Source organism: Clostridium sp. NkU-1, assembly GCA_001312405.1.
This window is the reverse complement of record BBDR01000003.1, coordinates 138,265-157,090: the sequence shown is the minus strand read 5'-3', so window position 1 is coordinate 157,090 and position 18,826 is coordinate 138,265. Positions and strand designations below refer to the sequence as shown.

At 45.1% G+C, this 18,826-nt stretch carries 22 protein-coding genes and 2 pseudogenes; 4 read left to right on the top strand and 20 right to left on the bottom strand.

Annotation, left to right across the window (positions count from 1 at the left end; translation table 11 throughout):
- Positions 1-177 precede the first annotated feature (177 nt).
- Entirely contained in the window at positions 178-498 is a 321-nt protein-coding gene (locus tag JCM10519_RS06235) for a DeoR family transcriptional regulator (RefSeq protein WP_054738299.1), read from the top strand.
- Complete coding sequence (locus JCM10519_RS06230) at positions 426-953, top strand: hypothetical protein (protein WP_347843472.1); 528 nt, start codon at positions 426-428, stop codon at positions 951-953. The genes JCM10519_RS06235 and JCM10519_RS06230 overlap by 73 nt, the downstream gene beginning before the upstream one ends.
- Before the next feature lie 117 nt (positions 954-1,070).
- Here JCM10519_RS06230 and JCM10519_RS06225 read toward each other — a convergent pair whose 3' ends face one another.
- From JCM10519_RS06225 to JCM10519_RS06210, 5 genes are all read right to left on the bottom strand, one after another.
- A complete protein-coding gene (locus JCM10519_RS06225; protein WP_347843302.1) occupies positions 1,071-1,622 on the bottom strand; it encodes a sugar phosphate isomerase/epimerase in 552 nt (183 codons plus the stop codon).
- Positions 1,604-1,894, bottom strand: coding sequence for a hypothetical protein (locus JCM10519_RS26915; RefSeq protein ID WP_347843301.1), 291 nt, complete (start codon positions 1,892-1,894; stop codon positions 1,604-1,606). Before JCM10519_RS26915 ends, JCM10519_RS06225 begins: the two co-directional genes overlap by 19 nt.
- A 147-nt stretch (positions 1,895-2,041) precedes the next feature.
- Positions 2,042-3,139: a Gfo/Idh/MocA family oxidoreductase gene (locus JCM10519_RS06220; RefSeq protein ID WP_347843300.1), complete on the bottom strand. Its 1,098-nt coding sequence runs from the start codon at positions 3,137-3,139 to the stop codon at positions 2,042-2,044.
- A 41-nt stretch (positions 3,140-3,180) separates the two neighbouring features.
- Entirely contained in the window at positions 3,181-3,819 is a 639-nt protein-coding gene (locus JCM10519_RS06215; RefSeq protein WP_054738297.1) for a Gfo/Idh/MocA family oxidoreductase, read from the bottom strand.
- A complete protein-coding gene (locus JCM10519_RS06210) occupies positions 3,794-4,150 on the bottom strand; it encodes a Gfo/Idh/MocA family oxidoreductase (RefSeq protein ID WP_054738296.1) in 357 nt (118 codons plus the stop codon). Before JCM10519_RS06210 ends, JCM10519_RS06215 begins: the two co-directional genes overlap by 26 nt.
- A 172-nt stretch (positions 4,151-4,322) precedes the next feature.
- Here JCM10519_RS06210 and JCM10519_RS06205 point away from each other — a divergent pair, with 172 nt between their 5' ends.
- Together JCM10519_RS06205 and JCM10519_RS06200 are read left to right on the top strand one after the other, a co-directional pair.
- Positions 4,323-4,889: an AraC family ligand binding domain-containing protein gene (locus tag JCM10519_RS06205; protein ID WP_054738295.1), complete on the top strand. Its 567-nt coding sequence runs from the start codon at positions 4,323-4,325 to the stop codon at positions 4,887-4,889.
- Positions 4,876-5,169 (top strand): helix-turn-helix domain-containing protein, encoded by a 294-nt coding sequence (locus JCM10519_RS06200; protein WP_054738294.1) that lies wholly within the window; start codon positions 4,876-4,878, stop codon positions 5,167-5,169. The genes JCM10519_RS06205 and JCM10519_RS06200 overlap by 14 nt, the downstream gene beginning before the upstream one ends.
- Before the next feature lie 2 nt (positions 5,170-5,171).
- On the opposite strand, the gene JCM10519_RS06195 is transcribed toward JCM10519_RS06200, so the two are convergent.
- The 15 genes and pseudogenes from JCM10519_RS06195 to JCM10519_RS06145 all read right to left on the bottom strand — a co-directional run bounded on the left by JCM10519_RS06195 (position 5,172) and on the right by JCM10519_RS06145 (position 18,753).
- On the bottom strand, positions 5,172-5,930 hold the full coding sequence (locus tag JCM10519_RS06195; RefSeq protein WP_054738293.1) for a DUF6062 family protein: 759 nt from the start codon (positions 5,928-5,930) through the stop codon (positions 5,172-5,174).
- A 224-nt stretch (positions 5,931-6,154) separates the two neighbouring features.
- Positions 6,155-6,845, bottom strand: a pseudogene (locus tag JCM10519_RS06190) (response regulator transcription factor).
- Positions 6,842-8,146, bottom strand: coding sequence for a HAMP domain-containing sensor histidine kinase (locus JCM10519_RS06185; RefSeq protein WP_347843299.1), 1,305 nt, complete (start codon positions 8,144-8,146; stop codon positions 6,842-6,844). Before JCM10519_RS06185 ends, JCM10519_RS06190 begins: the two are co-directional and overlap by 4 nt.
- Positions 8,147-8,610: 464 nt before the next feature.
- Positions 8,611-9,867, bottom strand: a complete 1,257-nt coding sequence (locus JCM10519_RS06180; RefSeq protein WP_347843298.1) for a zinc-binding dehydrogenase — start codon at positions 9,865-9,867, stop codon at positions 8,611-8,613.
- A 30-nt stretch (positions 9,868-9,897) separates the two neighbouring features.
- Positions 9,898-10,833: a 1-phosphofructokinase gene (gene pfkB / locus JCM10519_RS06175; protein ID WP_054738292.1), complete on the bottom strand. Its 936-nt coding sequence runs from the start codon at positions 10,831-10,833 to the stop codon at positions 9,898-9,900.
- Positions 10,830-11,300 (bottom strand): PTS sugar transporter subunit IIA, encoded by a 471-nt coding sequence (locus JCM10519_RS06170; protein ID WP_054738291.1) that lies wholly within the window; start codon positions 11,298-11,300, stop codon positions 10,830-10,832. Before JCM10519_RS06170 ends, pfkB begins: the two co-directional genes overlap by 4 nt.
- Before the next feature lie 337 nt (positions 11,301-11,637).
- Positions 11,638-11,955, bottom strand: a complete 318-nt coding sequence (locus JCM10519_RS26910) for a hypothetical protein (protein WP_347843297.1) — start codon at positions 11,953-11,955, stop codon at positions 11,638-11,640.
- A gap of 37 nt (positions 11,956-11,992) precedes the next feature.
- Entirely contained in the window at positions 11,993-12,385 is a 393-nt protein-coding gene (locus tag JCM10519_RS26905; RefSeq protein ID WP_347843296.1) for an SPFH domain-containing protein, read from the bottom strand.
- Positions 12,386-12,503: 118 nt separating this feature from the next.
- Positions 12,504-12,764 (bottom strand): hypothetical protein, encoded by a 261-nt coding sequence (locus tag JCM10519_RS26900; protein ID WP_347843295.1) that lies wholly within the window; start codon positions 12,762-12,764, stop codon positions 12,504-12,506.
- Entirely contained in the window at positions 12,721-13,500 is a 780-nt protein-coding gene (locus tag JCM10519_RS06160) for a protease modulator HflK (protein ID WP_347843294.1), read from the bottom strand. The genes JCM10519_RS26900 and JCM10519_RS06160 overlap by 44 nt, the downstream gene beginning before the upstream one ends.
- Positions 13,501-13,671: 171 nt before the next feature.
- Positions 13,672-13,944: a hypothetical protein gene (locus JCM10519_RS26895; RefSeq protein ID WP_347843293.1), complete on the bottom strand. Its 273-nt coding sequence runs from the start codon at positions 13,942-13,944 to the stop codon at positions 13,672-13,674.
- Positions 13,938-15,776 (bottom strand): transcription antiterminator, encoded by a 1,839-nt coding sequence (locus JCM10519_RS06155; protein WP_347843292.1) that lies wholly within the window; start codon positions 15,774-15,776, stop codon positions 13,938-13,940. The genes JCM10519_RS26895 and JCM10519_RS06155 overlap by 7 nt, the downstream gene beginning before the upstream one ends.
- Positions 15,766-16,629 carry a hypothetical protein gene (locus JCM10519_RS26890; RefSeq protein WP_347843291.1) on the bottom strand — a complete coding sequence of 288 codons (864 nt, stop codon included), beginning with the start codon at positions 16,627-16,629 and terminating at the stop codon, positions 15,766-15,768. Before JCM10519_RS26890 ends, JCM10519_RS06155 begins: the two co-directional genes overlap by 11 nt.
- 120 nt (positions 16,630-16,749) lie before the next feature.
- Entirely contained in the window at positions 16,750-17,106 is a 357-nt protein-coding gene (locus JCM10519_RS26885) for a hypothetical protein (RefSeq protein WP_347843290.1), read from the bottom strand.
- A gap of 267 nt (positions 17,107-17,373) precedes the next feature.
- Positions 17,374-18,753 (bottom strand): annotated as a pseudogene (locus tag JCM10519_RS06145) (PTS mannitol transporter subunit IICBA).
- Positions 18,754-18,826 lie beyond the last annotated feature (73 nt).

Sequence of the window (18,826 nt, the reverse complement as noted above, 5' to 3'; positions counted from 1 at the left end):
TTTCATTTATGTGATATTTTGGTTATATTTTAGCACTTATCACGGAAATGGTCAAGAAAATCTTTTAAAAAATTTTTATTTTTGATCATTTACTGGTTACTTCTTGATATTCTTTTGTACATCTGTTATAATATTATCAAAGCAAGCCAAAGAGGCTGCTGAGCAAGGAGTACAACTATGAGAATTTCCCGAATCGACCAACTGGAGCAATATATTCTTGAGCACAAGGCGGCATCCAATGATGTTCTGTGTGAAGAATTTGAAATTTCGAAAAATACCCTTCGCCGGGACTTAGAGATCCTCGTCGCCCGGGGCAGCGTGGAAAAAGTCTATGGAGCGTCATTGCAGGTGAAAATGCGCCCTCTATCCCGAATCTCATCGCCTTCCATGAACGTGCCGGCAGAAATGCCCAAAGCAAGCAGAGAATCGCCGCACTTGCCGCTTCCTATGTACGTGAGCGGGATATCATATTCATTGACAGCGGGACCACCACCATGAATATTGTGGATCACCTGACCCATTTGACGGCGGTTACAGTCATAACCAACAGCATCCAGGTCGTCAACAAATCCATGAATTATCCCAACATCAACGTAATCGTCCTGCCTGGATCCTTAAAAAGGAATACCGCATCTTTAGTTGGCAGCTCCTGTGTGGAATATTTAGAAGATTATAACATTATCCGGGCATTTATGGCCTGTACAGGAATTTCCCTCCAGGCCGGGGTCTGTAACGCTTCCGCAGAGGAATACATCATCAAAAAAACAGCATTAAAAAAGAGCCAGAAGCATTATCTTCTGGCGGATTCCTCAAAATTTGGGCGCACATCTCTCATGACCTTCGGAGATATCGGGCAGTTTGATTACATATTGACCGAACAGATGCCCGATGATGCCTTCAGTTCCAGCTGCAGGGAATTGGGCTGCGTCATTGAGATTGCACCTGAACCATAGGACAGAGTCCTGTCCTTACAGCAAGAAAAAGCGTATCCAGGAGTTCCTGTCTGACCGGACTACTGGATACGCTTTTTTAGCTGGTTCTAAATAGTTAAATTTTTACCAATATTTTTCTCAGGCTTCATATGCCATGGTAAATGCTTCTTCCCCGCTCATCTTTTTCTTCTGAGCGGCATTCTGCTCCAGGGCATTAAACCCTGCAAAATCGCTTAAATGAGGCTCTAAAGATAAAAATCCCTGATATCCTTCTGCTTTCAGCATTTTTAATATTTCTTCCACATGTCCATCCCCCATACCTGCCGGAACCACGCTGGCGTCAGACCACAGGGCATCCTTTACATGGATGTAGGCAATATACGGCTTTAACATCTCATAGGCTTCCAGAGTGTCCTGCCTGCACTGGACGAAATTGGCAAAGTCGAAAACTGCCTTAAAATTCTCCCCGTAGAATTCCTTCATGATTTCCAGGCAGCGGTCCGCCACATCTCCGTAAATATCCTTTTCATTCTCATGAAGAAGTACGGCCTGGCTGGCCTTTGCGTAATCAGCAAACTGTCCCAGCTGTTCCATGACCTTTCCACGGTAAGAAGCATAGCTTTCATTCTCAGGCATGAAAAAGCTGAACATACGGATGTATGGAACTTCCATCACATGGGCAATTTCCACTGTATGCTTGTAAAGCTCCATGTGAGGGGCAAAATCATCGGTGATTTTATTTTTCCAATGGGAGAGCCCACAGAGGATAAACGGATTCCCGCCTCATCAAGCTGCTTTTTGATTTCCTTTGCTTCATTTATGGAATGCTCTACCAGGCCCTTCCCGTTAACCCCCCGCATTTCCACATGATGAATATCCAGCTTCTTTAATACTTCAATCTGCTTTCCTAAGTCCATATCGATTTCATCTGCAAAACCAGATAATAGAATTCCATCCCACATAATTATTTCTCCTTTTTCCATTTCCTCTTTACTGCCCATGCTCTTTGGGCATACAGGGATATCCCAAGGGTATTTCCTCATTACTGCCCATGCTTTTTGGGCATACAGGGATATCCCAAGGGTATTTCCTAATAGCTTCCTTCTGTGTCAAATACCGCGCCGGTCCCTTCTTTTTTTCCTGGATTCCCTGCGGCGCTTATTAAGCTCCTCCAGGAATAAGTCCTCATCAAATGGAATCTCCACCTCCTGCTTTAACCAGCTGGATAAATGCATGGCATTTGATAAGGTCAGTCCGTTAATACCTTCCACACCTTCTGCAATCAGGGGAGTACCATGAAGGATCTTCCCTGCAAATGCCTTTAAAACTCCTATATGCTGTTCATTTTCTCCGTCTGTCGTGACCTCTGTCACCGTGCATTCCGGGGTATCAAACCCGCCCTTTGCCGTTTTGCAAAAGGTGCGCTCGTTTTCCGACAGCCTATGAAGCATGAGCTTGTCATTTTCGCAGACCAGCTTGCCCATTTCCAAAGTGATCTCAAACCGGTTGGTTCCCGGCGCATCTGCGGTTGTGGTGACAAAGACTCCTGTAGCTCCGTTTGGATATTCCATATAAGCCGTTACATCATCTTCCACTTCAATGTCATGCCATTTCCCGTTGTGGCAGAATGCCTGTACCTTACTTGGCATTCCGCAGATCCACTGGAGTAAATCCATGTTGTGAGGGCACTGGTTTAGCAGCACACCGCCGCCTTCCCCATCCCAGGTGGCTCTCCAGCTTCCTGAGTCATAATAGGATTGAGTACGGTACCAGTCCGTTACGATCCAGTTGACCCGCTTGATGGCTCCCAGCTGCCCACCGGTTACAAGCTCATGCATTTTCCGGTAAATGCAGTTGGTCCTCTGGTTGAACATCATGCCAAAGACCTTGTCGCTCTTTTTAGCCGCCTCATTCATTTCCCGAACCTGCCTGGTGTAAACTCCGGCCGGCTTTTCACACATCACATGCAGCCCGTGGTTCATGGCATCAATGGTCAGTTCAGGATGCTGGTAATGAGGCACCGCAATTAAGACCCCATCGCATACACCTGCCGTGATCAGATCCTTTCCCTCCTCAAAAACAGCAACCGACTCCGGCAAATGCTCCTTTGCCCAGGTTCTTCTGCCTTCCTGGCGGTCCGCCACCGCAGTCACTTCCATCTCCGGAACTTTTCCCTCCAGAATATTCTTTAAGTGACCGCTCCCCATGTTTCCAATTCCGATAATACCAGTCTTACCTTGTCCATGTCCTATCTCCCCTCATTTCTTGCGGAATCATAAATATCCATCATGGTATAAAATGTATTCTGAACCGAGGCCAGGTCATTGAAATAATCCTTCCCGGTTTCCAAACAATCATAAAAATCCCTGATACAGGCTTCGTGTCCGCTGCCCCAATAGGTTTTTCCCGGAAGGGAAGCTTTTTTTGCCTTCCATACCACAGGCTCCTCCTGTCCTTCCGTCTGATACCAGACAGAATTTCCTTCCAGGCGGATGAACCCTTTTTCACAGGCAAGCTCTAAAAAAACCGGCGCATCCATGGCATAGGCGGTGGTGGCATAAAAACTGGCGCTTACCGGCTCTGCTCCTTCCGTAAAAGCCATATAGGCTTCCAGGGTATCTTCCACCTCAACGATTCTTTTCAGGTGGTGGTTGCTCATAGAGCCTTCCGTTCTTACAGGTTTTCCAAGCCAGGAAAGAAGCAGATCCAGAGCGTGTATGGATTGGTTGATCAATGCTCCTCCGCCCTCTGTCTCAAGCTTTCCCCTCCAGCCGCTTTCTGTGTAATAGGGAGCCTCCCTGTGCCAGGTCACAAAGGCCCTTCCGCCTTTTATCCTGCCAAGGGTCCCCTGGGCCAAAAGCTCATTTACCTTTTTTTGTGGTTTCATTATACCGGTTCTGGAAACAGATGCCTAACCTTCCACTGCTCTGGCCGGAAATCATTAATAGCTCTTCAAACTGCTTTCTGCTTATGGCAGGCGGCTTTTCCATGAATACATGAAGCCCTTTCTTTAAGGCCGCTGCCGCCATGGGCACATGGCAGTAGTGGGGCGTGCAGATATGGACCACGTCAAGCGCTTCCTTTTCAAGCATATTCTCCATGGATTCATAAGCCTTTGCCTTTCCGGCCGTAAAGCGGGCCGAATATTCCTCTGCCCGTTCCAGGCGGATATCTGCCAGGGCGCAGATCCGGACCTGTTTTATTTCATTCAGTACCATGCGTGAACTCGCCCGATGTTTCCGCAGCCGATTATCCCAACCCGAACCATGATTGCCTCCTCTTTTCTTTTTCCTCTTTCTGTGATAGATTTATTATATACTGTTTTTAACGCAATTTGTTTGCGCAGATTGACTATAAGTATGCATAGATTGTCTATTTAAGGAGGAAGCCATGAAAAAGGAAAGCCTTTACCATTACAGCGAATTTTCCGAGCCCTTCAGCTGCGATTTTACCACCAGCCATATTGCCGGAAATGTGGATTTTCACATGCATAACAGCCATGAAATCTATCTGCTCATGGACGGACACATCCAGTATTTTGTGGAAAATTCCTGCTATGATATGAACCCGGGAAGCCTCATCCTGTTTTCCAACCGGGAGATCCATAAGGCCATTAACACCACAAGTGAAGCCTTTACCCGCCTGGTCATTCACGTAAATCCCGCCTTTATCCGCCCTTACTGTACTCCTGACACTAACCTTTTGGAGTGTTTCCACCGGGAACCTGCCATAGGCAATCTGGTCCTGCTTTCAAAAGAGGAATATGGAAGCCTGGTTTCCATGGCTCAGAGCCTTCATGAGGCAATAAAAAATCGCTGCTCCTACGGCAGCGATCTAACGGCAATGACCACATTGATCCAGATCCTTATTCTTATTAATATGGCCTGGCAAAAAAACAAGTCCCGGAGGGATGGCACCAAAGCCCCACCGGGCCCAGGCGATCATGCGTTATATTGACAAAAACTTAACAACTCCCATGACCCTGGATTCTATTTCCCAGGCTCTTTCCCTTGATAAATACTATATCAGTCACTTATTTAAATCTGAGACAGAAAGCAGCATTTTCCAGTATATCGTGGTAAAGCGTGTGGCCCTGGCAAAAGAACTGCTCACCCAGGGACATACGGTTTCAGAGGCCTGCCATTTATCAGGGTTTCATGATTATTCCAACTTTATCCGCACCTTCCGCCAGACCACCGGCTATACGCCCGGACAGTTTAAGCGGTTAAGCCGGTAGGCTTACCGCTGTTTATAAACCGTATCTGCCGGGTATCCGCCCCGCAGCTTTTGCATCCCGCGCTGAATGGCGTCCTTTGACTGCTTCCAGTCCGCATCCCGGTTTAAGTAATCAAATTTCTCAATGAACCAGTCCACATCGCCGGATATCCGCTCCATATTTTGCTCCATGATCTGAAAAATGGCAGGATAAAACTCCTTCCGCTCCCTGTCATTTAAATATTTATCCGCTCCGCTGCACAGATCAGCAAAGTGGTGAAGGCAGAATCCCTTGCTTTTATCAAGCTTTTCCCGAAAAGCCGGATCCTTTTTATATAAGTGGAAAAAGGTTGCTACATACCGCTCATAGGTTTCAGAAAACCGGTCGCATATATAGCAGGTCTTTTCCTTCCCTTCGATCCAGGCGCTGATGGAATTGCAATCTCCTGTTTTTCCTGTAAGCCGGTCCTTTAAGGAGGTTTTTCCAGGAGCAAACTCCTTAAATTCCTCCTTCATTTCCTTTATCAGTTTCTTATAATAGGTCTTTAATATCCAGCCGTTTCCCAGGGCATTTCCATAATCAAACATTTTCTTTTGATGGATCCGGCAAAAGCCTGTCCGGTCCGTGGCTTCTCTTGTATCGCTTTCCATATAGGAAGCACAGGAACCTAATACAAAATCCATAAGCTCCTGTTCCACTTTTCTCTCAAGATAGCAGAACGGGCACTCGTCATCTGCATCCAAGGCGTCATTTAACGGTATCTCGTATAATTTTTCCTTCATATTTTATATCCTCATCACCATTCTGCCAACACCTTCCTTTTCATGGGAAATAAATTTACTGCCGGCTGCTTTATCTGCAAATGGCCAGACTGAAACCATAAAGACAGCCAGCCAAAAAGAAATCCCGCGCACTGGCATACGCGGGATTTCTCTTTGTGTTCAGATGGACATACTCAACCTTCCAGCTAATTCTATGTTATGCCAGAGTTCGAATGATGCCAAGATTACACCTTAAACCGGTACCCAACTCCCCAAATAGTCTCAATATACTGAGCTTGGCCGTATTAAACTCAATCTTTTCCCTGATCTTCTTAATATGAACGGTAACCGTGGCGATATCGCCAATGGATTCCATATCCCATATTTTATTGAACAATTCTTCTTTCGTAAAAACGTGGTTAGGATTCTGGGCCAGGAAGGTCAATAAGTCAAATTCCTTTGTTGTAAAGTTCTTTTCCTCTCCATTGACCCATACCCGTCTGGCTGTTTTGTCGATCTTAAGGCCCCGGATCTCAATGATCTCATTGTCCGGCACTCCGCTTCCGATCAGCCTTTCATAACGGGCCAGATGAGCCTTTACCCGGGCAACCATCTCACTGGGGCTAAAGGGTTTTGTGATGTAATCATCAGCTCCCAGGCCCAGGCCCCGGATCTTATCGATATCCTCTTTTTTTGGCGGAGACCATGATAATCGGGGTGTTTTTTTACTTCCCTGACCTTCCGACATATCTCAAAGCCATCCACTCCCGGCAGCATGAGATCCAGAATCACCAGATCAAAGTCCTCATGGAGTGCCATATGAAGTCCTTCTTCTCCGTCATTCTCAATCTCAACCTCAAATCCGCTCAGCTCCAGATAATCCTTCTCCAGCTCTGCAATGCTTTCTTCATCTTCTACTATCAGAATTCTGCTCATTCCTGTAAGACCTCCTGGTATTTTCTCAAAACAAAATGTATCTCCGTTCCAATGCCTTCCTTGCTGGTAGCCCAGATCCGGCCACCATGATCCTCAATGATCTTTTTAACAATAGACAAACCGATTCCACTTCCGCCCTGAGCGGAATTTCTGGAGGAATCAGTGCGGTAAAACCGGTCAAAAATATTGGGCAGATCCTTTGCCGGAATACCTTTTCCGTTGTCCTCAATCTCCACCTGGATAAAGTCTCCCACATCCTTGATCCGGATATTGATGATACCGCTCCTCTTATCCATGTATTTTACAGAATTGCTGACAATATTATTAATGACCCGGCGAAGCTGCTCTGCGTCGGCAATGACCATCACATCTTCATCCACATAATTAAAGTATCCCAGCTCAATGCTGCGGTCTTCCATCTCAAGTCCTACTTCATCAACACAGTCCCTGAAATAGCCTGCCACATTGATCTTGGAAAAGGTATAGGGAATCTTATTGGTGTCAATCTTTGAGTAAAAAGTCAATTCGTCAATCAGCTTATCCATGTCATTGGCCTTGTTGTAGATGGTGCGGATATACCGGTCCAGCTTTTCCGGGGAGGAAGCAACTCCATCCATGATTCCCTCCACATATCCTTTAATAGCGGTGATGGGAGTCTTTAGATCATGGGAAATATTGCTGATCAGCTCCTTGTTCTCCTTATCATACTCCACCTTTTCTTCCGCAGATTCCTTAAGGCGGATCCTCATCTCCTCAAAATCCTGGCACAGCTGTCCGATCTCATCGTCATTTTCCACCTCAAGAGAGAAATCCAGATTTCCATCCCGTATTTTCTTGGTGGCAATCTGAAGACGTCCCAGAGGACTTACCACGGACCGGTATACCCACATCATGAGGATGGCATCGGTAAACACGATGATCATAATAATGGCCATCAGCATTTCCGTCATCATGACCTTGATTTCAGGAAGAAGGCCGTTCACATTGGAAACAATGAACACGCTCCCCTTATCCCCATCGGGATATAGAAAATCCATCTGCTTTACCAGATGCTGGGTCTCTCCATCCAGATAAATGGCACCGTCAATGGAGGTGTCTATTTCCTCAAATTTGGGAAGCTGGCTATAAAGACCCTGGGTAATATGACTGTTCCCGTCAAAAAAAAGAGAGTCTCCCTTTCGGACGATCATATAAGCATACTTTGAAACCAGATTTTCATTAAGCTTTCCCAGATAATCCAAATCCTGAAACTGTCCGGGATCACTTCGGAGAATCTGGCTGATTTCCCTTTGCTCCGTCAAGGTCAGACGGTTAAACAGCTGCAGGGAATTGCTTGACAGAAGATCGATCTGCTCCGTTAAATTATAGCTTTGCGAAACGCCTTCATCTGGTAATTGCTAAGTCCTGCCACCACTCCAAAGATCAGGATCAGGGGAATCACCGTTATAATCAAAAATGCCACAACAAGACGGTTCTCAATCTTAATTTCACTTTTCTCGTCTCTCCCATGCTCTGAAACTTTATTATAACAAAAAATTAATATTACATAGGGGTATTATAACACACATGGACAAGAGAATTTATAAAACAATTCTAAAATTTAAAGCATTTACGCAAGATTTCCGAATTTTACCAGTAAATATTGACTTATCTAATCCTATTATTTCCTCATTGGGAATCAAAAATGCTGTATCCTTCCTACAGGTGAAAGGATACAGCATACAAGATCATTTGTCTTTCTTTATATTTTATAATTCCTTTGGGTCTATTCCGAAATGATCAAAGAGAATTTTTTCTGCTTCCCCGTTCCACAATCCTTGTGCGCCTTACAGGATTCACTGAGCTTTTTAAACAGAGGATCAGTTTTTCCCAGTTCTTCAAAATCATCAATGGCTGTCAAAGGCATATCAAATTGTGTATAGGCAAGCTTCTTTCCTCCAGGTATGGAAGGCAGATTTTTTGTTGCTTCTGCAATGCTGTCGATCCCTCCCACATGAGTTACCATAACAGCCGCTTCTATGGCTCCTTCTGCCGAAAGCTTATTGGCCTCAATCAAATCATCCGTATTACCACCGGTGGTTCCCATAATATGAGTACTTGTATAGTGGCAGTTATAAAGATTTATTTCTGCCTTAAACCGGCTGTCCGAAGGACCGGCAAAGAAGTTCATACAACCGTCAAAGGCCAGAAGCTTATCTCCCATCTCTGCAACCTCTTTTACAGGCACATATACAAACACATCATCATAGCCATGACCACCGGTAACAGCCATTAAATCAGAAACAGGGTCAGCCATCTTATCTGTATTTACATAAAGAAGTTCGATTCCTCTCTCCTTTGCGGATTCTTCTGAAATCACTTCCCTGGCCCTGGCGATCCGCTCATCGCTGATATCCGTAACTACGATCCTCTTCGGCTTATTCTCAAACTGAAGACCATAGCTGACTGCTCCCAGCCCCATAGGGCCGCAGCCTCCCATGATCAGGATATTTCCGTCCACTTTCGTTCCCATGGCATGATCGTAATTTCTTTTGTTGGTGTGATAATTGGCATGGAATCCACCTATGATACAGCTCATTGGTTCACCTAAGGATGCCTCAAAAAAGCTCTCTCCCGTGTATTCCAGCAAGCATCCCAGTTCCATGACCTCGTTTGGCATAATACAGTATGTACAGGCGCCTCCGCAGAATTCATAGGAATATCCCGGCGAATCCAGTTTTCCCATATAGTTTAAAGCAGGCTGCAGTGAAAACTTTTGTCCCGGCTGAAACTGATCCTGCCACTTTTTTCCCACTTCCACAATCAGTCCTGAGCACTCATGGCCAACGATCACCGGATTGGTATCTATATTTTGAGGGGCCCTTTTATGCTTTTTGCCCTGTTTTACCAGTTTGTAGGTAGACATGCAGATGCTGTCGCTCATGATTTTTACAAGAACCTCATTTTCAGCAATCTGTGGCAGTTCAAACTCCTCTAACCTTAAATCATCTGTGCCATACATTCTTACCGCTTTTGTTTTCATCTTTCTATCCTCCAACCTTATTCATTTCATTTACTTCTGGATTTCCAACAATTCTGCCTGCTGCATCAATTCATCTACCAGGCTGCGGCCGGGCGGCTTGGTTCCTATGCTGGTAACCGCACCTGCCGAGGCCCCCATGCATAATCGGATGCATGTTTCAAGGGGAAGCTTTTCATTCCACCCGTAAGCCAGGGCCCCTACCAGGGCATCTCCGGCTCCGACCGTTGAATGTGCTTTTACCCGAAGCCCAGGGCACCGGTACCGTTTATCCCCTGTTAAAAATAATGCTCCCATCTGGCCGAGAGAAATCACAGCCATATCTGATCCATGTTCCAGCAGCTTTTCTCCCATGGAAACCAGCTCCTGCTCAGATGCACGGTAATCCATCTGGTAATAACGTTCCAGCTCTGAACGGTTAGGCTTTAACATATCCGGTACTGCCTTTAAGGATTCAGCAAACAGCGGGCCGTCTGCATCTAACAAGACCTTTGCCCCTTTCAGGTGAACTTCTTCCGTGATCCTCCGGTATATATCCGTTGGTATGCCTGCCGGTATGCTTCCTGCCAGTACAAATAAAGTATCAGGTTTTGCATAACCATTCAGCCTTTTAAGAAGATCTTCCAGCTGCTCTTTTGACACCTCAGGTCCGGGTTCATTAAGCTCTGTTACTTCTCCATTTTCCTCCACCACCTTCAGATTCGTTCTCGTCTCCCCTTTTACTTCCACGAAATCTGTTTGAATTCCATGGTCAGCCAGCACCTGTCTGATGATGGTACCGCTGGTTCCTCCCACAAAACCCATGGCAATGCTTTCTCCGCCCAATTCCTTGATGGTCTTGGAAACGTTGATGCCTTTGCCTCCTGCATCCAGCTCCACACGTTTTATTCTGTTTAAATCCCCCCGTTCAAACCGGTCAATATCTACTGTTTTATCAATAGCAGGGTTCATAGTGACTGTAATAATCATTGCAGACACCTCTTTCCTGTAAACATGGTAAGGATTTCTTCTGCACTGCACCTTGTAATCCGGTCCACATCAGCCGGATCAGCCAGACACTCTGCGATGATTGAGAGTATTTCCAGATGCTCCTCTCCTGCCCCTGCAATCCCTATGACCAGCTTTACCTTTTCTCCTCCCCAGTCTGTTCCCTCAGGGAATACCATAACTGCAATGCCGGAGCGCTTAACGGATTTTTTAGCGGCCTCTATGCCATGGGGAAGTGCAATTCCATTGCCGATATTGGTGGAAAACGACAGTTCCCGTTTAAGCATGGCTTCTATGTAGGATTCTTCCACACAGCCGCACTTATAAAGCAGCTGCCCTACCTCCCTTATTACAGCCTCCTTTTTTTCTGGTCTGCAATTCAAACGGATATTCCCAATTTCCAGAAGCTCTGTATTCTTCTTTTCATTCTTTTTTCCGTAGCCAAACACCTTTCTTGCCCTCCTGTGTTAACTTTCTATCTAAATTATAGGGGCGTTATCACCTTCTTTTCAATGAAAACAAAATGGCATTTGGCGCCATCTGATAATGCCAAATCTGAAATGCAGCATAAAAATACGAGAATTTTATAGAATAAGGAGCCAATGGCCCCAAAGAAAAAAAATATGCTTATCTGATTTCAATTACTAAACGGTTTGTCAGGCCTGTATTACCAGAACATGAAACTACAAAAAAGGTTTATAAGCCCTTAGAGCTTATAAACTTTTTTTGAAATTCGGAACATTGTATAGCGCCTATTGAGACAGTGACCTTTTGGATATGGACCTTTTAATTTCCGGACAAAATTCTTGCGAGTTCACTGTTTTTATTCAAGATAATTGTTTTATTCGTACCTTTTAATGAAGACTTTAGGGCGTCCAGAGAACGGACGTAGTTATAAAAATCCGCTTTGGACTCGTCATTATATGCATTACTAAGAATCTGCATATACTGAGCTTCGCCTTCTGCCTTAATCATTTCAGCCTCTGCTTCTGCTTTTGCTACAGTCTCTTTTACTGTCCTATCCGTTTCGTTACGGATTAGAGATGACTGATAATCTCCATCTGCTGTATACTGAGCTGCAATATTATTTCTTTCAGAGATCATACGTTGGTATACAGACTCTTTATTGGAATCCGGCAGATCAAGCTTTTTTTGTTTCTACAGCAAGGATCCGAATTCCATAAGAATCCATTGATGTTCCTATATTATTTGTAATTGCCTCTGCAAGTTCTCCAGACCTGCCTGAAATAATTTCTTCCTGGCTGGTTGCTGACATAACAGTTTTGATGGAATTATATACAACATTGTCAAGCCTTACCTCAGCCTTTTCAATGCTTGCATTTAAGGAAGATAAGTATTTAACCGGATCTGTGATTTCCCATATTACGAACGAGTCAACATTCATTACTTTTTTATCTTTGGTCGTAACATCACTTGGAATGAGGTCGTAGATCATTTTTTTTCTTGGAATCTTTTGTATACTTTGAATCATAGGAATCTTAAAAGACGGACCAGCGGTATTTTCCACACGCATGACCTTACCAAACTGCTTGACTAATGTGTATTCGTTTGCCGTTGTGATAACAAGTGAATTTAAACCTATAAAAATAAAAGTAAAATAATAACCGCATATTTTATTTTCTTAACCATTGTTATTGTTCTCCTTTCTCACTACTTACAAAGGGTTCTAAAGGAAGCATCGTTTGTGTCCCATCAGATCCATCGATGATAACCTTTAGCGACGGCAGAATACTTTCCATGGTCTCGTAAAACATTCTCTTTTTTGTGATCAGCGGGTACTTTATGTATTCCTCATACATATCGTTAAATCTTGATACCTGACCTTCTGCTTCACTAATTCTTTGCTGCTTATAGGCTTCCGCATCCTTTTTTTGCCTTATCTGCTCTGGCATTTGCTGCCGGGAGCTGCTCGGACTGATACTTTTTCGCTTCATTAATTTTCGTATCCATACTCTGTTTTGCATCTTCTACTGCCTTAAATGCATTGCTGACTTCTACTGTAGGCGGTTCTGAGTCCTGTACGGTTACGTTATTAATACCGATACCAATATCTTCTCTTTCCAATCGTTCAGAAAGAAGCTGCTTTACTTTTGCCTGGATTTCAGCTTTTCCTGTGGTGATCACCTCATCTACACTATAAACACCTACTGTATCTCTGATATAAGACTGGGCAAGATTTTCTAAGATATCCACAGCATTGTCACGGTAAATATACGCTCTGGCCGGATCTACAACCTGATATTCTACATAGAAATCAACATTAACAAAATTAAAATCTTTCGTGATCATTTCGGATTCACTAACGGTTGATTCATTATTTTCGTTATAGCCGATCCTCATGCCTTTGATTTCTTTTGACATCTTGTAAACTGTTTGTACCAATGGAATCTTAAAATGAGGCCCCGTCTTTGTTACACTGGCAGGCTTACCGAATGTACATACTACCGCAACCTTATCCTCCGTCAACGTATAAAAGCTGTTGAAAAAAAAGAAAACAGCCAGTACCACTCCTAATATAAGATAGATGCCCTTTAAAATTACCTTTTTCTGCTTTTCTTTTGGAACTTTTTCGATATTTACCGGTCCTTGATCGCTGGAATCCTCTTGGCTTCCAAATCTTTTTTTCATACTTTTTCTCCTTTCATTCCTTTGAAATTTACTTCACGGACAAAGTAGCGACGATTCTTTATTACATCTTCTATTATACACTATTTTTTCAAATTGAGGGATTTCCTAATAAACAAGAAACCCCATTTTCAAACAACAAAAATGGGATTTCGGTTTCATTACCTATTTATATCATATCTTATCCAGATAATGTTTGAAATACTGGTTTAAATACTGGGAAACCAACGCTCTTATCTCCTCTTTTCCTCCATGCCTCACAGCTTCCAGAAATTCTTCCTCCTCGATCAGCCGCTCGCTTAAGACGCCCAGTATATCGCTGTTTTCTGCCTCATGGTCATCCTTTGGCACCAGCATGACCAACACGACACATACCCCCTTAAAATAAGGGTCCCTAAAAGCCTCTCCGTCCTTTGTCTGGCACACGGAAAACACCGGTTTTACCACGCTTCGGTCCTGGCATGAAGCAGGGCAAAGCTTAAGTCCGGGAATATCTGGCTGCTCAGCCGTTCCCGCCTCATAAGATCCTCCTGAATGATACCCTGCCGTTCCGGGTAGGCAGCCAGCTTCTCGCTGACAGCAATCAGCAGTTCCTCAAAAGTGATCTCATTATTTACCCTCTGGTATTCCATAAGCCTTATGATATTTTTAATCTGTACGGCTATAAAATTCACCTGGTCCAGCTGAATGGTAAACTCTTTGTTGTCCTGCTTTTTAGGCATAAACTCGCACCGGCGCACCTTTCCGGAAATCTGCTCCATATCCTCAGCAGGAAGCATGGGGCTTACATACAGGATATCAGCCTCCTCCTTAAGGGGTATGGTGGATACAAAGAAATCCGTTTTGCTCAGCACGTAAGGATATAAATCCGCCATTCCATAGACCGACAGCTCCACCCTGTCCGCAAAATCCCTGATAATTTTGGAAGACATAAGCCGCGAGATTCCGATCCCGCTGGCACAGACGATCCCTATATTCACCTTTCTCCGGCTTTCCTTCCTGCTTTCCATCCGAACCTCTGCCGCACCGAAATGAATGGCAAGAAACCCGATCTCCGATTCCGGCACTTCATACCCATACCGCCCTTCGATCACCTTTGCAACGGTTCTGCACCGTTCAAATATCACCGGATAATCCTGCTTAATTTGTTCCAGCAAAGGATTCTGGATCTTCATGCCATTGGTAAGGCGGACCAGAGTCGGCTTTAAATGGGCAATCAATCCCTGGATCACAAACTCCTCATCCTGTTTCAGCAGATAGGCAATGCTGTCGTCATAGCAGTCGATCATCTCATTGACCACATCCCACAGTTCCCTGGATTCCTCTATTTCGCTTCTGGACTTCTCGTCAATATTCAGCTGCTGGATTTTGGAGCCTTTAATATGCAGACAGATATAGGCACACTCAATTTCCGGAATCTGAATCTGAAATTCAGCTTCCAGGGATTTGGTGATTGTCTTTGCCAGATCATAGTCCTGATCATTGCGCAAACCGTCTGTCATAAGCGTATTTTCCTCAATGATCTCCTGCCTGCGGATCCGGTTTACAGCAATTGCCACATGAATCACCAGTCCAAGGTAGGAATCCTGGGTCAGATTGAGAATTCGTTTATCCCGGATCCTTAAAATACAGGCTGTTACCCGTTTAACAATATCGTCATCCAGGATCCGGTAAATATTCCTCTCACTTTTATTCTGAATCACGTTTAACACAGACTGGTTCCTGTCCTCATACATCTCCTGTATGATCTCCGTGTGGATGTTTTCATCAATAAATACCCGCAGGGCGCGGCGGAAATCCCGTTCACTGCCCTCAATAAATACACCATATCCAGGTTTTCTCTTTATCTCCAGATGATACTTGTGAAACCACCCTTTTACCACCTCTAGATCCGAGCTGACGGTGGCCTCGCTCACGCCAAACATATCACTGTAGTAATATAGCTTTTTCAGGGTCTTATCCTTGAGGATTTCCAGGGTCAGACGCTTCTGGCGTTCAATCCGGTCAGAAACATCAAGGGCATCATCCTCTTCCAGTTCGGCCTTTAAGGCTTCAGCCTGATCTCTGTCTCCCTCCAGCCAGATACCGGTTCCGGTTTTTGAGCAAAAGGTGAGCCCGTATTTTTTTAATACCCTTGGAATATATTCCAGTTCCCTTTGTACTGTTCTTTTACTGATATGGATCTGATCCGCAAGCCGCTTAACAGGAACCGGCCCATTCTCTTTAAGAAGAGCCAGGACGATCTGCTGCATCCTGGGTGTAAAATCATTACCTGCCATCTCCTCCTCCTCCCCTTAACCAGTTTAAGAGTTCCTTATAACCAGACATGTCTGTGAGATTATCGACTGTAAAGCATGGTTTATCAATTCCTGATAAGGAACGGGCAAAATCCTTCTGACATACAATCACGTCAGCATCAGGTGGAATGCGGTCAGCCGACACATGAAACACCTGGGCGTCCGTTAAACCTTCCAGTTTAAGCCTTTTCTTAAACAGCGCACTGGCCATGGCACTGGATCCCATGCCAACGTCACAAACAAAGTAGATTCTGGCATGTTCTATTTTCTTCATCTGCATCCCTTCCTCTTTCTGTGTCGTTTCTTCATCAGCAACTGTTTTTTGTTTCTTTCCTGACATAATCAGGCAGGAAAGAAGGCAGGTCACTCCGGCAGAGACAACAATTCCCATAAGGATTCCCAGCCAATGCTTTTTGTCTGCCATAATCATGATCGTGATTACGCTTCCGGGAGATGCCGGTCCCAAAAGCCCGCTGCCAGTGACCATGAAACAGTAATTTCCGGCTATGCTGCCTGCTATGGCAGCAGCCAATAATCGGATATCTGACAGCACATAGGGGAAATAAACCTCATGGATGCCGCCAAGGGACTGAATAATGAGGCTGGAGAGCATTTGTTTTCTCATATTACGGTGGACCAGGGTATAGGCAAGGAGAATTCCAAAGCCCGGGCCTGGATTAGTCTCAAGGAGAAATAAAATGGAGCTTCCTTGTGTTTTCATCTGTTCCAGCCCCAGAGGCAGGAAAAAACCGTGGTTGATCCAGTTATTAAAGAAAATGATCTTTAAAGGCTCTACTACAAGGCTGATAAAAGGTATGACTCCCCTTGCGATCATAAGGGACAGACCATTTCCCAGAAAGGTGAGGAGCCATGCAGCCACCGGATCAGGAGATAATGGGTAAGTGCTCCGGCCAGTAACCCCAGCCCTGATAAGTACAAGTTGCTAAAGAGCATCTCAAACCCGGCAGGAATCCGGTGCTTGATCCGGTCCAGCCTTTCCGGCATAAAAACCGGCGGCGCTGCCTGCTATGGCAGATAAAATCATGGCGGAAGCAGGTTCTGTCATGACAACAGCAGAAGCGGCCAGGGTGCCGGCCAAACCGCCTGCATCCCCGCCGCACATAGTGCCTGCTTTGTATCCCATAAACACCGGGATCACCAGAAAAGATAATATATTGGACATTTCAGACAGGTATCTGTTCTGGAATATCACTGATGATAAAACTGACAGCAGCCCCGCTGTCACAAACAAAGGTATGCACTCAGCAATTACTCTGCTGTAATACTTCAGTATTCTCCCCGCGAACTTCATTTATGTGAATCCCCTTTTGAACCTGTTATACATGATTTAAAAGTATTGTGCCGTAGATCCGCAGTGCAGCGGGTAAAACCTGAGGTTTTACCCGCTCACGGGCATTCGCCCTATGAAATAAGACAGGAGAAAATTTTCTTATGTGCGAGCACAACGAAATTTTTCTCCTGCCTTATTTCGCACTGCTCATTGCTTTCGTGTACATTGTACCATAGTTTGTGATCGGATACTAGGAAGGCGTCTGTTTCATTTCATCAATGTATCTGTTTATTTTTTTAACGCTTCCACCAGCTCATCATATTCCGGGGCTGCCATAAAATTAGTGATTAAAATCAGTTCTGCCTCTGGATTGCTGCGGGCCGCACGCTCCTTCAGTTCTTTATGAGTCACCACAATCTGGGCATCCTGGGGAATGGAAGACACCGGGGAATGAACCACCTCAATATCTCCGAACCCTGCTGCCGCCAGCTTTTTCTTTAATATGGTAGCGCCCATAGCGCTGGAGCCCATACCGGCATCACAGGCAAACACGATCTTTTTGACAGTTCCTGCAGGCACCATTTTCTTTTCTGCCGTCTGATTTCCCTTAGCTTCCTGCTTCATTTGCTTCATTTTTTTCCGTTGACTCTTCCAAATCCCCGCCTTTTCCTGAAAACCGCAGCAAGGGAAGGGCTACAAGGAAGGAAACCACGGCTGCCACCGTAACACCGGCTAGGACTCCAAAGTATCCGCCTCTTGGTGTCATTGCAAGAACAGCAAGGATGCTTCCCGGAGATGCGGGGGAGGTCAATCCCACGCCAAGGAGCTGAAATACGAAGATCCCGCTGGCTCCGCCTGCTACCACTGCCAGGAGTAAAAGGGGATTCATCAGTATGTATGGGAAATAAATCTCATGGATTCCGCCTAAAAAGTGAATGATAACTGCGCCGGGAGCTGAGCTTTTAGCCGATCCTTTTCCTGCAAGGCAGTAAGCCAGTAAAACGCCAAGTCCTGGCCCCGGATTTGCCTCAAGAAGAAAGAATATGGACTTTCCGATTTCCTCCACCTGCTGGATTCCCATAGGAGAGAGGATTCCATGGTTAATGGCATTGTTAAGGAACAGGATCTTGGCAGGTTCAATAAAAACGCTTGCCAAAGGCAACAGCCTGTGATCCACAAAGAAACCAACTCCGGACTCCATCACCCGGTTCATCACCTCAACAAAAGGAGCAACTCCCTTTAAGGCTACCGCCGTCAGGATGGCACCGATGATGCCGAGGGAAAAGTTATTTACCAGCATCTCAAATCCGGCAGGATCTTGCTCTCGATCTTCCGGTCAAACTGCTTAATCACCCAGGCGCTGACAGGTCCTACGATCATCGCCCCCATAAACATGGGAATACTGGAGCCAACAATCACGCCCATGGCTGTGATTGCACCGATGACGCCGCCCCGTTGTCCGTAGACTGCCGAACCGCCTGTATAAGCGATAAGAAGCGGCAGCAGCATGGAAACCATAGGGGAGACCAGGGCACCAATTGCTTCATTGGGATACCACCCGGTGGGAATAAACAATGCCGTAATCAGTCCCCATGCAATAAATGCACCGATGTTCGGCATTACCATGCCGCTTAAAAAGCGGCCAAATACTTGTACCTTCTCTTTCATATTGCATACCCTCACTTAATTATATAGTATTTACTGTATGATCCGTGTAAGGTATGATTGGCCAATCAATTCC